This is a genomic window from Mesorhizobium sp. M0601, from assembly GCF_040320845.1.
Classification (GTDB): Bacteria; Pseudomonadota; Alphaproteobacteria; order Rhizobiales; family Rhizobiaceae; genus Mesorhizobium.
In genome coordinates this window covers 312,373-326,479 of sequence record NZ_JAMYQK010000001.1, presented here as the reverse complement: position 1 = coordinate 326,479, position 14,107 = coordinate 312,373, and the positions used below count along the sequence as shown (strand labels likewise).

At 62.4% G+C, this 14,107-nt stretch carries 11 protein-coding genes; 5 read left to right on the top strand and 6 right to left on the bottom strand.

Features of this window, described 5'->3' with window-relative positions; genetic code table 11:
- The first annotated feature begins 298 nt into the window (after window positions 1-298).
- The 4 genes from NKI41_RS01645 to NKI41_RS01630 all read left to right on the top strand — a co-directional run bounded on the left by NKI41_RS01645 (window position 299) and on the right by NKI41_RS01630 (window position 6,112).
- Window positions 299-1,273, top strand: a complete 975-nt coding sequence (locus tag NKI41_RS01645) for an ABC transporter substrate-binding protein (RefSeq protein WP_352681062.1) — start codon at window positions 299-301, stop codon at window positions 1,271-1,273.
- Between the two features lie 74 nt (window positions 1,274-1,347).
- Window positions 1,348-2,427, top strand: coding sequence for a quaternary amine ABC transporter ATP-binding protein (locus NKI41_RS01640; RefSeq protein WP_352681060.1), 1,080 nt, complete (start codon window positions 1,348-1,350; stop codon window positions 2,425-2,427).
- The gene (locus tag NKI41_RS01635; protein ID WP_352681059.1) at window positions 2,424-4,406 is read left to right on the top strand and encodes an ABC transporter permease; all 1,983 of its coding nucleotides are present in this window, start codon (window positions 2,424-2,426) and stop codon (window positions 4,404-4,406) included. Before NKI41_RS01640 ends, NKI41_RS01635 begins: the two co-directional genes overlap by 4 nt.
- Window positions 4,407-4,564: 158 nt before the next feature.
- Complete coding sequence (locus tag NKI41_RS01630) at window positions 4,565-6,112, top strand: autotransporter outer membrane beta-barrel domain-containing protein (protein ID WP_352681057.1); 1,548 nt, start codon at window positions 4,565-4,567, stop codon at window positions 6,110-6,112.
- 123 nt (window positions 6,113-6,235) lie between these two features.
- Here NKI41_RS01630 and NKI41_RS01625 read toward each other — a convergent pair whose 3' ends face one another.
- The 5 genes from NKI41_RS01625 to NKI41_RS01605 form a co-directional block, all read right to left on the bottom strand.
- Window positions 6,236-7,417, bottom strand: a complete 1,182-nt coding sequence (locus NKI41_RS01625; RefSeq protein ID WP_352681055.1) for a M20 aminoacylase family protein — start codon at window positions 7,415-7,417, stop codon at window positions 6,236-6,238.
- A 45-nt stretch (window positions 7,418-7,462) separates the two neighbouring features.
- Window positions 7,463-8,236 carry an amino acid ABC transporter ATP-binding protein gene (locus tag NKI41_RS01620; protein ID WP_352681053.1) on the bottom strand — a complete coding sequence of 258 codons (774 nt, stop codon included), beginning with the start codon at window positions 8,234-8,236 and terminating at the stop codon, window positions 7,463-7,465.
- Window positions 8,223-9,143 (bottom strand): amino acid ABC transporter permease, encoded by a 921-nt coding sequence (locus NKI41_RS01615; RefSeq protein ID WP_352612313.1) that lies wholly within the window; start codon window positions 9,141-9,143, stop codon window positions 8,223-8,225. Before NKI41_RS01615 ends, NKI41_RS01620 begins: the two co-directional genes overlap by 14 nt.
- Window positions 9,144-9,151: 8 nt before the next feature.
- Entirely contained in the window at window positions 9,152-9,982 is an 831-nt protein-coding gene (locus NKI41_RS01610) for an ABC transporter substrate-binding protein (protein ID WP_502901192.1), read from the bottom strand.
- Window positions 9,983-10,054: 72 nt separating this feature from the next.
- Window positions 10,055-11,029, bottom strand: coding sequence for a substrate-binding domain-containing protein (locus NKI41_RS01605; protein WP_352681049.1), 975 nt, complete (start codon window positions 11,027-11,029; stop codon window positions 10,055-10,057).
- A gap of 109 nt (window positions 11,030-11,138) precedes the next feature.
- Between NKI41_RS01605 and NKI41_RS01600 the strand changes: the two genes are divergently transcribed.
- Entirely contained in the window at window positions 11,139-12,476 is a 1,338-nt protein-coding gene (locus NKI41_RS01600) for an aminotransferase-like domain-containing protein (RefSeq protein WP_352681047.1), read from the top strand.
- Window positions 12,477-12,501: 25 nt separating this feature from the next.
- On the opposite strand, the gene NKI41_RS01595 is transcribed toward NKI41_RS01600, so the two are convergent.
- Complete coding sequence (locus NKI41_RS01595; protein WP_352681045.1) at window positions 12,502-13,860, bottom strand: trimethylamine monooxygenase; 1,359 nt, start codon at window positions 13,858-13,860, stop codon at window positions 12,502-12,504.
- Window positions 13,861-14,107 lie beyond the last annotated feature (247 nt).

Genomic DNA, 14,107 nt, shown 5'->3' with positions numbered 1-14,107 from the left:
GGGCGAGTTGCGGAGCCAACAGCCGAGATCATGGGACTTTGATGGTTTGCCCCTCAAGACCGGCGATCGATCCGTGGATGACTGCTTTGGCAGCAATCCTTCGGCAGTCATGACGCGGCCGGTCCCGCCACATCCTTCACCAATTTGGGCACCACCCCCGTTTTGCGCCGGCATCCGCTTCGGCAGCATTGTGGCGCCTACGGCCTTGCGCAACGACCAGCTTTTCCAACACAATCAAAAAAAGACGCAAGAAGGGAACTAACGATAATTTCCACCAGAGCTTGACAGGAGAACAAGCATGTCACTTCGGAGCATGATTTCGAATTTCTCAATGGGAGCCTTAACACTTGCCGCGGCGAGCGCGCTGACGTCTTCGGCCTATGCGGCGGCGCCGGAATCCAACGACCCGATCAAGATCGCGCTGTTCGATTGGACCAGCGTCAATCTGAACGCCAAGATCCTCGGCGGCATCCTCGAAAAGCTCGGCTATACCGTCGAGTATCCGACCGCCGACTATCTCTCCAGCCTGACCACCGGCCTGACCAATGGCGACATCGATGTCGGCCTGGAATTCTGGGACACGACGGCCGGCGAGGCGATGAAGGCCTCGGACGCGACGGGCCAGACCGAACGCCTCGGCAAGCTCGGACCAAAGGCCAAGGAAGAATGGTGGTTTCCCGAATATATGAAAGAGAAATGCCCCGGCCTGCCGAACTGGGAAGCGCTGAAAGACCCGAAATGCGCCGAGGCCTTCTCGACGGCCGAAACCGCGCCGAAGGGGCGTTATCTCGGCGGACCCGTGACATGGGAAGGTTTTGACGATGAACGCATCGAGGCGCTGAAACTGCCCTTCACCGTCATCCATGCCGGTACCGATGCGGCGATGTTCGCCGAACTGGACTCGGCCTATCAGCGCAAGGCGCCGATCATGCTGTGGATCTATTCGCCGCATTGGGCGCCAGCCAAATACAAGGGCGAATGGGTCGAATTCCCCGACTATACGACCGAGTGCTACACCGACCCGAAATGGGGTGTGAACCCCGACGCGAAATATGACTGCGGCAAGCCGCATGGCGAGATCTGGAAATATTCCTGGGCCGGCATGAAGGACAAATGGCCGGTCGCCTACAAGGTCGCGAAAAACTACACGGTCGATACCGACGAGCTCAACAAGATGAGCGGCGAGATCGATCTCGAAGGCAAGACGCCGGAAGACGTCGCCGCCGCCTGGATCGCCGCCCACGAAGCCGACTGGAAAGCCTGGGCCGAGTGACCGTCTGACTGGAAACGCGACGACCCGGCCAGTCAGGGCCGGGTCTCGATCCCCTATTCCAGAAGGACGATTGCATGAGCGATACGATTGAACAGGCGGTGAAAGCAACGGGCAAGAATGCCCGCCCGATAAAGCTTGGCTGTCGCAATGTCTGGAAGCTGTTCGGGGCGGACGCGGCCAATTTCATCCGCCGGCGCGACGGCAAGGCCAGCCTGGCGGACATCGCCGCTGCCGGACTGGTTGGCGCGGTGCGCGCCGTCGATCTCGAAATCCGCCAGGGCGAGGTCTTCATCATCATGGGACTTTCGGGGTCAGGCAAGTCGACGCTGGTGCGCTGCATGTCACGGCTGATCGAGCCGACCCACGGCAAGGTCGAGTTTGAAGGCAAGGACCTGCTCAAGATTTCCGATGCCGCGCTGATCGAACTGCGACGCCATCGCATGGGCATGGTGTTCCAGAATTTTGCCTTGCTGCCGCATCTCAACGTACTGGAGAACATTGCCTTCCCCCTCGGCATCCAGGGGCAGGATCGGCCGACGCGCGAGAAGCGGGCCCGTGAAGTCATCGAGCTGGTTGGCTTGCGCGGCCGCGAGCATTTCTATCCGCGCGAGCTTTCCGGCGGACAGCAGCAGCGTGTCGGCATCGCCCGCAGCCTCGCCACGAAGCCGGAAATCTGGTTCCTCGACGAGCCGTTCTCGGCTCTCGATCCGCTGATCCGCCGTGAGATGCAGGACGAGCTGATGCGGCTGCAGACCATGCTGCACAAGACCATCGTCTTCATCACCCATGATTTCGACGAGGCCATCCGGCTGGCCGACCGGATCGCCATCATGAAGGACGGCGAGGTCATCCAGATCGGCACGCCGGAAGAGCTGGTGGTCAACCCGGCGACCGACTATGTCGCCGAATTCACCCGCGATGTCGATCGCGCCAAGGTGATCTCGGCGCGCCGCCTGATGCGCGCCTGCGACGGCGCCGAGTACGGCGGCACGGTCGCGCCGGATGCCAAGATATCAAGTTTTTCGGCAGATATCGTCTCTGCCGGCAAGCCCTTCGCGGTGGTCAACGGCACCGGCAAGCCGATCGGCGAAGTCACGCCGCAGGCGGTGATCGATCTTCTCGCCGGCATCGAGCGTCGTGGGGCCGGCGGATGACCGTCACGGCAAGCGCCAGCGCAGCGAGGCCCCGGCCGGTTCAAACCTGGCTGGCGATCTGGGCCTGTGCGCTCGCCGCCGTGCTTATTGTCTTCCTGCTGCAGGAAAGCCTGCCCTGGGCGGTCAATTACCCGGCCGACGCGATCGTTCCTGTCGCTGACTGGGTCGGTGCGCTGATGAACTGGGTGAAGTCGAACTTCTCCTGGCTGACCCGCTCGATCACCGCGGTGCTTGGCGTGCCGCTCGATTTCGCGCTCGGTCTTCTGGCCAAGAATTTCAAGATCGGCCATGGCGCGGATATGATCGTCTTGCCGCGCCTGTCCTGGGTCGGCGTCTGCGCTGCCGCCTACCTTGCCGGACGCGCCGCCGGCGGCTGGAAGCTGGGTGCGCTGGCCGGCGGCTGTTTTCTCTACATCGCGCTGTTCGGGCAGTGGACCAGCGCCATGCTGACGCTGGGCTTGATCTCGATCGCCGTGCCGTTTTGCATTGTTACTGGGCTGTTCGCCGGCATCTGGGCATGGCGCAAGCCTTGGGCGGAGAGGTTGTTGATCTCCCCTGCCCTCGATCTGATGCAGACGATCCCGACCTTCGCCTATCTGATCCCGATGCTGCTTCTGTTCGGCAACAGCCCGGTCTCGGCAATGATCGCGACGGCAATTTTCGCGACGCCGCCAATGGTGCGGGCGACGATGCTCGGCCTGTCGCGGGTGCCGTCGGAGATCGACGATTTCAGCGAGATGGCCGGCTGCACGGCACGGCAGAAGCTGTGGCGGGTGCTGTTGCCGTCGGCGCGGCCGACATTGATGGTCGGCGTCAACCAGGTCATCATGCTGGCGCTCAATATGGTGATCATCGCCTCGATGATCGGTGCCGGTGGGCTCGGCTATGACGTGCTTTTGGCGTTGCGCGCGCTCAAGGTCGGCGAGGCGATGGAAGCTGGCCTCGCGATCGTCGCACTGGCAATTGCACTCGACCGGCTGAGCCAGGCGATCGCGCACAATCACGCCAAGGGCAATGTCCGCCACCAGGCCAGCACCAGTTTCTGGCGGCGCTATCCCAATCTGACGCTGGCCGTTGCCATCCTCGCCGTCGCCACGCTGCTCGGCCTGTTCGTGCCGGCGTTCGCCACGGTGCCGAAGGCGATCACCTTCACCACCGCGCCTTTGTGGAAGGCGGCGGTGAACTGGATCACCATCAACTTCTTCGACACGATCGAAGCGTTCCGCGTGGCGCTTATCCTCAACGTGCTGAACCCGGTGCGCGCCTTCTGCGAGGGCTTTCCGTGGCTGGGCGCGGTGTGTCTCCTCGGCCTTGCCGGCTACCAGCTCGGCGGCTTGCGCCTCGCCGCCCTGGTCGCGGCTTTGACAGCGTTCTGCGCCGTCACCGGACTTTGGGAAAAGACCATGGCGACGGTCTATTTGTGCGGCATCTCCGCCTTTATCGCCTGCCTGATCGGCATCCCGATCGGGCTGATGGCATCGCGCAGCGACCGCTTCGAAAAGACCGTCACGCCGGTCATCGACACGCTGCAGGTGCTGCCGTCGTTCTGCTTCATCATTCCGGTGGTGATGCTGTTCAGGGTCGGCGACGTCACCGCGATGATCGCCACCGTCGCGTTCGCCGTGGTGCCGGCGATCCGCTACACCAATCACGGGATCCGGCAGGTGCCGCCGGCGCTGATCGAGGCGGCGAAGGTTTCGGGCTGCACCAGGCGCCAGACCTTCTTTCGCGTGCAGCTGCCGCTGGCGTTGCCCGAGATCATGCTCGGCGTCAACCAGACCATCCTGATGGCGCTGGCGATGATCATCATCTGCGCCATGGTCGGCACGCGCGATCTCGGCCAGGAGGTGTTCATCGCCCTGTCCAAGGCCGATTCCGGTCGCGGCATCGTCGCCGGCCTAGCCATCGCCTTCATCGGCATCGTCGCAGACCGGCTGTTCAACGCCTGGACGGCGAAGGCTCGGGCAAGGCTGGGATAGTCCGGAATAGGACGGCCTCAGGAAGCTGCCGCCAAGCGCGCCGTTAACGAGGCACCGATCCCTACGTCTAAAGACATAGCCATTCGGGATTATTGCTCGTTTTTGCCTCACATCGTACGGCTGTTATGGGACGGGTAGGCTCAACAGGAGAGCGGATAATGTCTACACGCGTTCCCTTTACTACCAGTGATCTAGCAGATCATCAGTGGGGTATCGATGACGCCCTCACAGGCGATCCGAATACGAATATCTTGACCGGCGACGCTGGCGGCAGCCTGCTCGATTTCTCAAGAGGCGGCAACGACACCTTTACGGAAACCGCACCGTCGACTTACACCTTCTACGGCGACGCGGCTCGGAGCTTGTTCAATTTTGCTCGGGGCGGTGACGACACCTTTACGGTGTCGAGCTCCTCCACCACCACTGCTTACGGTGACGCGGGCGACGATATGTCGGACCACAGCAAGGGCGGCAACGACACTTTCACGGGCGCCGCGCAAGCCAGCAACATTTTCTTCGGCGACGCCGGCGGCAACATGATCGGCTATGCTCAGGGCGGCGACGACCGTTTCACGGCCTTTCCCAACTCCTTCAACACTTTCTACGGTGACGCCGGCGTCGATATGTCCGACCACAGCAAGGGTGGCAATGACACCTTTGAGGGCACCAGCGTGGCCGTCAACATTTTCTTTGGCGACGCCGGGAACAACATGTCTGGGCATGCTCAAGGTGGCGACGACCGTTTCACGGCCAGGAGCGACTCCAGCAACGCTTTCTACGGGGACACCAGCGGCGATATGTCGGACTACAGCAAGGGCGGCAACGACACTTTCAATGGCGCTAGTGACGCCAACACTATTTTCTACGGTGATGCCGGTCGCAGCATGTCTGGCCATGCTCAGGGTGGCGACGACCATTACACAGACTTTGGTGGCACGATTCAGACCAAAACCTTCTTTGGCGACGCGGGCCTACATATGTCCGACTTTGCTAAGGGCGGCGACGACACCTTCACGAGCGTGGGTGGGTTCGTGATAAGTTTCTATGGTGACGCGGCCGGCATCATGTCCGACTCTGCTAGCGGGGGCGATGACGTGGCCGTGCTGCAAGGCACCCATAATTTCGCCTATGGCGACGCTGGCGCGATGGCCGGCAATGCTGTGGGCGGCAATGATATCCTAACCGGCGGCAATAAGAGCTCTGGTCCTGATGCTCAAAGCGAGTTGTATGGCGACACATTCGCTATGTCCGGGTCCGCCGCGGGCGGCAACGATATTCTTACCGGTGGCCTCAACAGCGGAAGCGGCCAGGTCCGTAATTTCCTGTGCGGCGACGCTCTGCAGATGTCCGGTTCGGCCAGGGGCGGAAACGATACCCTGTACGCCGGGACCGCGGCACCCGGCTGCACCGTCATCAACGACATGTGGGGTGACGGGCAACTGAGCGAACTGGCTCAGGGCGGCAGAGATCAATTCATATTCAAGGACGATGTTTCAATGACGGTCGGAACCCAAAACACCATCTACGATTTCAGCCAGACCCAAGACGACACCATTGTATTTAGTGGCGTGGAGGGCGTGCAATCGTTCGATGATCTCACAATTGCGCAAAGTGGAACCGACACCATCATTACCGCAGGAGTCGATCAAGTTACTCTCGCAAACTTTACAAGCCCGCTGACGACGGGTGACTTTTTGTTTGTCTGAAAGCGAAGCTCTTATCGCATTCGAAGAGGGGGAATGCGTGAGAATTCGTTGAGCATCGTCGCGCGGCCGGTCGCCCCAATAATGCTCGACCGGCCGATCGACAATCCAAGCCGCAGTCATGGATCAGGCGGCCAGGAATCTCTCGGTCAAACGAGCCCAGAGCGCTGCGCCGACGGTCAGATTGCCGTCGTTGAAATCATATTTCGAGCTGTGCAGGATGGCTGAATCCTCGCCGTTTCCGAGGCGCAGAAAGCAACCGGGTTTGTGTTCGAGGAAATAAGAAAAGTCTTCGCTGCCGGGGATCAACGGGCAGACGGACACCTTGTCCTGACCGACGAGTTCGACAGCGATGTCTGTCGCAAAGGACGTCTCGCGCTCGGAATTGACCACCACCGGGTAGCCGCGCTCGTAATCGATCTCGACCGTTGCGCCATGCGCCTGCGCCACAAGTGCTGCGATATTGCGAATACGCTGCTCGAGCGTGTCGCGGATCTCGGCCGAGAAGGAGCGGACGCTCAACGTGATTTCGGCGTGTTCCGGAATGACGTTGGAGGCCGTGCCTCCGTGAATCGTGCCGACGGTGACGACAGCGGTCTCGATCGGGTTGACGTTGCGCGACACAACCGTCTGCAGGGTCATGACGATGTTGGCGGCAGCGACGATCGGGTCGACCGTCAGGTGCGGACGCGAGGCGTGGCCGCCACGCCCGGCGATCCTGATGGTGACGGTATCGCTCGCCGCCATCAGCGGCCCGGCGCGCATCAGGAACGAACCCGTCGGCGCGCCCGGGTGGTTGTGCAGCCCGAATATCGCATCGCAGGGAAAGCGCTCGAACAGGCCGTCGGCGATCATCGCCTGCGCCCCGCTTCCCTTGCCGGCTTCCTCGGCCGGCTGGAAGATGAGGTTCACCGTGCCGTTGAAATGCCGTGTGCGCGCCAGGTATTCGGCGGCGCCGAGCAGCATCGTGGTGTGGCCGTCATGACCGCAGGCGTGCATCTTGCCGCTGGCCTGGCTGCCATAAGGGAGATTGGTAGCTTCGGTGATCGGCAGGGCGTCCATGTCGGCACGGATGGCGATGCTGCGGCCGCTGCCCTGGCGCAGGCGGCCGACGACGCCGAGCCCGCCGACATTGCGCGTCACCTCATAGCCCCAGCTTTCGAGCCGTTTGGCAACGTATGCAGCCGTTTCGTGCTCCTGGAATGAAAGCTCGGGATGCGCGTGCAGGTGCTGGCGGGCCGCTGCAAGCTCGGCGGCCTTGTCGGCGAAGTCGGAAATGTCGGCGAACTGGTTGGAGGTCTTTGGCATGGGAGGTCCTTTGCCGGCCGAGCAGGTGCCGCGCCGGCTTTGCTTTTAGATGAAACGGCTTAAGAAAGCCCGCGTGCGCGGGTGCCTGGGTTTAGCGAGAACCTCGTCCGGAGGCCCGGCCTCGATCACATTTCCGTCGTCCATGAACACCACCCGATCCGCCGCTTCGCGGGCGAAGCCGATCTCATGCGTGACCACGATCATGGTCAAGCCCTGCCTGGCGAGATCGCGCATGGTGGCGAGCACCTCGCCGACCAGCTCCGGATCGAGCGCCGAGGTCGGCTCGTCGAAGAGCATCAATTTCGGGCGGATGGCGAGCGCACGGGCGATGGCGACGCGCTGCTGCTGGCCGCCTGAAAGCTGGCGCGGATAGGCGTCGATCTTGTCGGCAAGACCGACACGGGTCAGCAGTTCGCGGGCGTAGCCGATCGCCTCCTTGCGGTTCTCCCGGTGAACGCCGACCGGAGCCTCGATGACGTTCTGCAGGGTCGTCATGTGCGGATAGAGATTGAACTGCTGGAACACCATGCCGATCTTGCGCCGCTGCGCGGCGATCGCGCGGTCGGAAAGTTTGTCGAGGCGGCCGTCGTACAACCGGTAACCGATCTGCTCGCCGTCCACCTCGATCGACCCCTGGTCGATCGCCTCGAGATGATTGATGCATCGCAGGAAGGTCGACTTTCCGGAGCCGGACGGTCCGAGAATGACCACCACCTCGCCAGGCGCGACGTCCAGATCAATGCCCTTCAGCACCTCGAGCGGGCCGAAGGCCTTGTGAACGTTGCGCGCCCGGACCAGGGGCGTGTCATGCGCGCTCATTGGCGGCCTCCAGGGTGGCGGTCGCCGTCTTCTCGCGCGCACCGCGATCGCCGCGGCTGTAGTGGCGTTCGATCGCGCCTTGCGCGACATTGAGGACCGAGGTGATCAGCAGGTACCACAGCACTGCAACCATCAGCAGCGGAATGATTTCGAAGGTGCGGTTGTAGATCGACTGCACCGAGTAGAGTAGGTCGGCCATGGCGATGACGCTGACAAGCGACGTTGCCTTGATCATGCTGATCAGCTGATTGCCGGTCGGCGGCACGATCGACCGCATCGCCTGCGGGATGATGATGCGCCGCAAGGCCCGCGCGCGGGTCATGCCGAAGGCTTCAGCCGTTTCGGCCTGTCCCTTGTCCACCGACAGCAGCCCGCCACGGATGATCTCGGCCATGTAGGCGGCCTCGTTCAGCGCCAGACCAAGAACGGCGGCGGTCAACGGCGTGATCAGGTCGTTGGTGTTCCAACTGGCGAAGCCGATGGAAATGCGCGGAAACAGCGTCGAAAGGTTGTACCACAGGATCAATTGCACCAGCAGCGGCGTTCCCCGGAAGAACCAGATGAACAGGCCGGAGAGAAGGGATGCCAGCCTGTCGCTCGACATGCGCGCGATGGCGAGCAGCAGGCCGAGCACGATGCCCAGGATCATTGCCACGACGGTCAGGCCGAGCGTCACCGAAAGCCCCTGCATGACCGTCGGATCGAAGAAATACTGGGCGACCACCGGCCAGCCGAAATTCGGGTTGACTGCAACGATATAGGCGAAGCCGGCTGCCACGGCGACGGTGAACGCCCAGAGCGCCAGCCGGGCGAGCGGAAACGGCCGGTGGGCTCGTTTGACGTCGCGCAGCGCGTCGTCGGGACGTCGCGGCAGCCCGGCCGCGTAGGCAGCGGTGGCGTCGGTCATGGCAGCCTCTACTGGCCCTGGTTGATGCCTGGCGCATCGATCATGTTCTTCTCGAGGCCCCACTTCTTCATGACCGCGGCGTAGGTGCCGTTCTTCATCAGGATCTTGAACGCGTCGAGCAGCACGCCGCCCAGCGGAGAGCCCTTCTTGACGACGGCGCCTTGATAGATGTCCTTGAAGCCGTTGGCCTGGCCGATCCCGGCGAGTTCCAGCTGGCCCTTCGCCTGCTCGACGAAATAGGTCAGCGGCGCCTGCGAGGAGAAGAATGCGTCGGAGCGTTTCGACCGGACGGCCAGTATCGAGCTCGGCTGGTCGGTGAAGGATTGCACCTCGACGACCGACTTGCCCCCCTCGGTGCATTTCTGCGCCTGCTGCTTGATGACCTTTTCGGCCGAGCCACCCGACATGACCGCGATGCGCTTGCCGCACGCGGTGTCGAGCGAGGTGATGCCTTGCGGGTTGCCCTTCTCGACGGCGAAGACGACGTATTCGCGCACCCAATCGATGAAGTCGTTGGATTTCTGGCGGTCGGGATAGTCGCCGACAGGCCCCATCGCGAACTGATAACGGCCGGCATTGATGCCGCTCAGCAAAGCCGGCAGGCCGGCGACCGAGGCATGATCGATCTCGACACCGAGCAGCTGGCCGATGGCGTCGGAAATGTCCCTGGTCGCCCCCGACAGTTCGGTGCCGGTGACGATCTCATAGGGCGGGAACGAGCCGTTGTTGACGGCTGTGATCTTTCCCGCCGTGCGGATCTCTTCCGGCAGCCGGGCCCGCAAATCCTCGTTCACCGATTGCTTCTGGATATCCTGGGCAAAGCTGGCCTGCGCCAGCATGGTGACGAGCGAGGCGAATATGAAGCTGATTGTCCTCATGGCATTCTCCTTCGTGTTCTTCGTTGTACGTTGTCAGGCTGCGGTGGCCCGCGATCTGGCCTCGAAAGGAAACAAGGCTTCGGCGGAAATCGGTTCCGCCAGAATGCCCTGGGCATGGAGCTCGGTGACGAAATCCTCGATCATGCGCCGGTTGGCCGGCAGGCCGTTGGCGTTCCAGGAGGCAGGCAGGTCGCGCCCCGCATGAAGCAGCTCCTCGAGGATCCAGGGCGAGGTATCGGCATATTTTCGGCGCTTTGCCGTCCAGACGCGCTGGCTTTCGTTGATCAGCCTGGCGAGTTCCTGCGGCAGCCAGGGGTGCTCCCTGGCCACTGCGGCCTTGACGGCGACCAGATGCATGCCCGGGACATAACCGACGTCGGCGAAATAGGCGCGTTCGGCCGCGCGAAAATCGCGCAGCACTTGCCGGAAGCCGGAAGCCGGGCCGAAAAAGCCGTCCGGCATGAAGGGCGTGAAAACGGCGTCGAGCTCGCCTTGCGACAGCAGCTCGATCATCGGGCGCTCGCCTGGTGCTGCTTCGATGCGCCCCGGCCTGCCGAATCCGTCGAGGCGGTCGGCGATCGGGTGCCCCGATGTCAGCCTGCCGGCGAACCAATAGGCATCCTCGACGCCGACGCCTTCCCGGCGAAGCGCCGCGCGCGTCCATGTGTTGCCGGAATCGCGCCAGCCGGTCACGCCGATGCGTTTGCCGGCAAGGTCGGAAAGCCGTTCCAACGGGCTGGCCTCGACCGTTATGATGCAGCGATGGCGAAAGCCGCGCATGATGAAGCACGGTATTCCAACCACCGTATCCCTGCCCGAAGCCATGGCCGACACATAACGGCTGAATGAGACCTCCGCCGCATCGTAGTTCGGATCGGTACCGATATCCGCGATCAGGGTGGCGACACGATCAACCTTCACCGACAAGCGGCTCGAAGTGACGTCACCCAGCACCAAAGGGGTGAGATAGTCCCAATCGCGGGTGGCTACAGTGATGGAAACGGGCATCGGCATGAACTTCAACGCTATGTTTGACCGGCGATTGGTAAATGTTTATTTTTGGCCGATCAAATGTTATTATGTTATTGAACATTAGCTTTAATGGTCGCGGGTGCCGATGGATTTCGATGCAGGATGGTTCGCTGATCGCCTTGGCGACCGCACGATGCGCGGCATCGCGCGCGAGACCAGTGCGCTGATCAGAAGCGGCGCGCTGCCTGTCGGCGCAAAGCTTCCGCCGGTGCGCGATCTGGCCTATGTGCTTGGCGTCAGCCCGGCGACGGTCTCGCAGGCGTGGAGCGAGTTGCGGCGCTACAAGATCATCGGCGGCCGCGGACGCAACGGCACCTGGATCATGGGCAACCGCTTTGCCGCCCGGCCCGAGCGCCACATGAGCGGCGGCAATTACGGACAGGATGTTCTGAACCTGGCGATCGCGGAGCCCGATGTGAGGCTCTTGCCGCCGCTCGACATCGCGCTGGCGCATGGTGCGCGCGCCGAAAAGCTCAACAGCTACGAGCGGGTGCGCATCCTGCCCGAGCTGGAGGCGGCGGTGCGCCCGTCATGGCCGTACGATCCCGGCGCGTTCCTGGCCACCAATGGCGGTTACAACGCCATCTACACCTTGCTGCATGCGCTGGTCCCGCCGGGAGCGCCGGTGGCCATCGAGAACCCGACGGCGCTTCGCCTGCTCGACATCCTCGAGGATCTCGATGTGCCGATCATCCCGGTAGACTGCGACAGCGACGGTCCCTTGCCGGATGCACTTGCCAACGCTCTGCGGCAGCGGCCCGTCGCGTTCCTGTTCCAGCCGCGCGTCCATTCGGTTACCGGCGCCTGCATGTCGTCGGCGCGGCTGGAAGTCATCGGCGACCTGCTCGCCGGCACCGACGTGCTGATTGTCGAAGATGACGGCGTCGGCGATATTGCCTCGGCGCCGCGCATTTCGCTTGGCCGGCGTTTTCCCGATCGCGTCGTCCATATCCTGTCCTATTCCAAGACCCACGGCCCGGATTTGCGGCTCGCCGTGCTGTCCGGATCGGCGACGATCGTCGAGCAGATCCAGTCCTACCGCAGCTTCAGCTCGGGATGGACCAGCCGCATCCTGCAGGCGGCCACCGCCTGGCTGCTGCACGACCCGGCCACGGCCGCCCTGGTGGAGCAGGCGAAGGAGGTATACCGCGGCCGTCGCGAACGGCTCGCCGGCGAACTGGCCAAACGCAATGTCGATATCGACGCCGGACACGGTCTCAGCGTCCTCATTCCGGTTGCTTCGGAACCTTACGCGATGGTCACGCTGGCCGCCCACGGCATCGCGGTCCATGCCGGGGCGAAGTTTTCGACCGGAAAAACGAACGCTGTCCGCGTCGCGACCAGCATTCTGGACGAGGAGCACCTCGAGCACGTCGCAAATTCCCTGGCGCTGGCGGCCGACCCGGCGCGGGAAGTTGTCTGAGGCAAGTCAATCGCCGTTCGGACTGCTACTCCGCCGCCACCCCCTTCATCTCGAGATAGCTTTCCATCGAATCGTCCATCGCCTGCAGCCAGGGCGTATGATGCAGCGGCGCCATCGTGCCGGTCATCAGCGAGCGGTAGGCATGGTCGCGGAAGCCCATAATGTCTTGCGCCTTGTGGTGCTCCCACTCCATGAAGGTCTGATTGACAGCCTCGACATCGAAGCCGGGATAGTCGGTCTGCTCCATCAGCTCCCTGGTGTAGTCGCCCTGGAACCAGATCATCTGCTCGGCGTCTTCAAGTGTTTCTTCACGTGCCCGCCATTTCCGGCCGTGCTCGGCCATCGCTTCGGCCGACGGCAGCTTGATGCGGCCCATGATGACGTCGCGGGCGAGCCAGGCCTGCGCGTCGAACATGTTGAAGGTGTAGAACTGGTCCTGCATGCCGATATAGGACAGCTTCGGGTTTTTCTCCCAGACGACGCCCTCGTAGAGCCCGTCCGGCCACATACGGTTTGCGGTCTTCAGCTTCAAATCCTCGGTGAGGAACGGGAAGGAATGGAGGTAGCCGGTGCACAGGATGATGGCGTCGACGTCTTTGGTGCTGCCGTCCTTGAAATGCGCCGTCTTGCCGACGACCTTCTGCAGAAGCGGCACTTCCTTCCAGTTCTCCGGCCATTTGAAGCCCATCGGCTTCGAGCGGTAGCTGGAGGTGATCGATCTGGCGCCGTATTTGTAGCATTGCGAGCCGATGTCCTCGGCTGAATAGGAGCGGCCGATTATCAAAATGTCCTTGCCCTTGAATTCCATGGCGTCGCGGAAATCGTGGCTGTGCAGGATACGGCCGTTGAAGGTCGAAAAGCCCTCGAAATAGGGAACGTTGGGCACGGAGAAATGGCCCGAGGCGACGACGACATGGTCGAACTCTTCCGAGTAGGTGACGTCGCTGGTGCGGTCATGCGCGGTGACGGTGAATTTTGTTGTCGTTTCGGAGAAGGTGACCATGCGCACCGGGCTGTTGAAGCGCACCCATTGGCGCACGCCGGATTTTTCGACGCGGCCCTTGATGTAGTCCCACAGCACGGCGCGTGGCGGATAGGAGCCGATCGGCCGGCCGAAATGCTCCTCGAAGGTGTAGTCGGCGAATTCGAGGCATTCCTTCGGGCCGTTCGACCAGAGGTAACGGTACATCGAGCCGTGCACCGGGTCGCCATGCTCGTCGAGGCCGGTGCGCCAGGTGTAGTTCCACAGGCCGCCCCAGTCGGACTGCTTTTCGAAGCAGACGATCTCGGGAATGTCGGCGCCCTTGTCGGCGGCCGACTTGAAGGCCCTGAGCTGGGCCATGCCGGACGGCCCGGCTCCGATGACGGCAACACGATCTTTCATTGCGGGCCTCCCGATCTCATTTCCCTAACGAAACAAATTTCACTGACAGGACAGTAATTGCCCCTTCGATGCTGTCAACAGGGCTTGTCGCGAAACCCTCGTTTCACCAAGCTGGATTTCCAAGCGACGCAGTAGCTCGGGCGAAATCCGGACATTGCGCAATTCGACACGAGTGGCTTGCCGTGGCAGTTGCGCTTCTGTATCGGCACCGAATATGTTCACCGTGAGTGAAATGAATCGGCAAGGT

Excerpts from the sequence above, each read along its gene's own strand:
- NKI41_RS01615 (WP_352612313.1), bottom strand. The coding sequence starts at position 9,143 with ATGACCGACGCCACCGCTGCCTACGCGGCCGGGCTGCCGCGACGTCCC.
- NKI41_RS01595 (WP_352681045.1), bottom strand. The coding sequence starts at position 13,860 with ATGAAAGATCGTGTTGCCGTCATCGGAGCCGGGCCGTCCGGCATGGCC.
- NKI41_RS01605 (WP_352681049.1), bottom strand. The coding sequence starts at position 11,029 with ATGCCCGTTTCCATCACTGTAGCCACCCGCGATTGGGACTATCTCACC.
- NKI41_RS01620 (WP_352681053.1), bottom strand. The coding sequence starts at position 8,236 with ATGAGCGCGCATGACACGCCCCTGGTCCGGGCGCGCAACGTTCACAAG.
- NKI41_RS01630 (WP_352681057.1), top strand. The coding sequence starts at position 4,565 with ATGTCTACACGCGTTCCCTTTACTACCAGTGATCTAGCAGATCATCAG.
- NKI41_RS01635 (WP_352681059.1), top strand. The coding sequence starts at position 2,424 with ATGACCGTCACGGCAAGCGCCAGCGCAGCGAGGCCCCGGCCGGTTCAA.
- NKI41_RS01645 (WP_352681062.1), top strand. The coding sequence starts at position 299 with ATGTCACTTCGGAGCATGATTTCGAATTTCTCAATGGGAGCCTTAACA.
- NKI41_RS01640 (WP_352681060.1), top strand. The coding sequence starts at position 1,348 with ATGAGCGATACGATTGAACAGGCGGTGAAAGCAACGGGCAAGAATGCC.
- NKI41_RS01625 (WP_352681055.1), bottom strand. The coding sequence starts at position 7,417 with ATGCCAAAGACCTCCAACCAGTTCGCCGACATTTCCGACTTCGCCGAC.
- NKI41_RS01600 (WP_352681047.1), top strand. The coding sequence starts at position 11,139 with ATGGATTTCGATGCAGGATGGTTCGCTGATCGCCTTGGCGACCGCACG.
- NKI41_RS01610 (WP_502901192.1), bottom strand. The coding sequence starts at position 9,982 with ATGCTGGCGCAGGCCAGCTTTGCCCAGGATATCCAGAAGCAATCGGTG.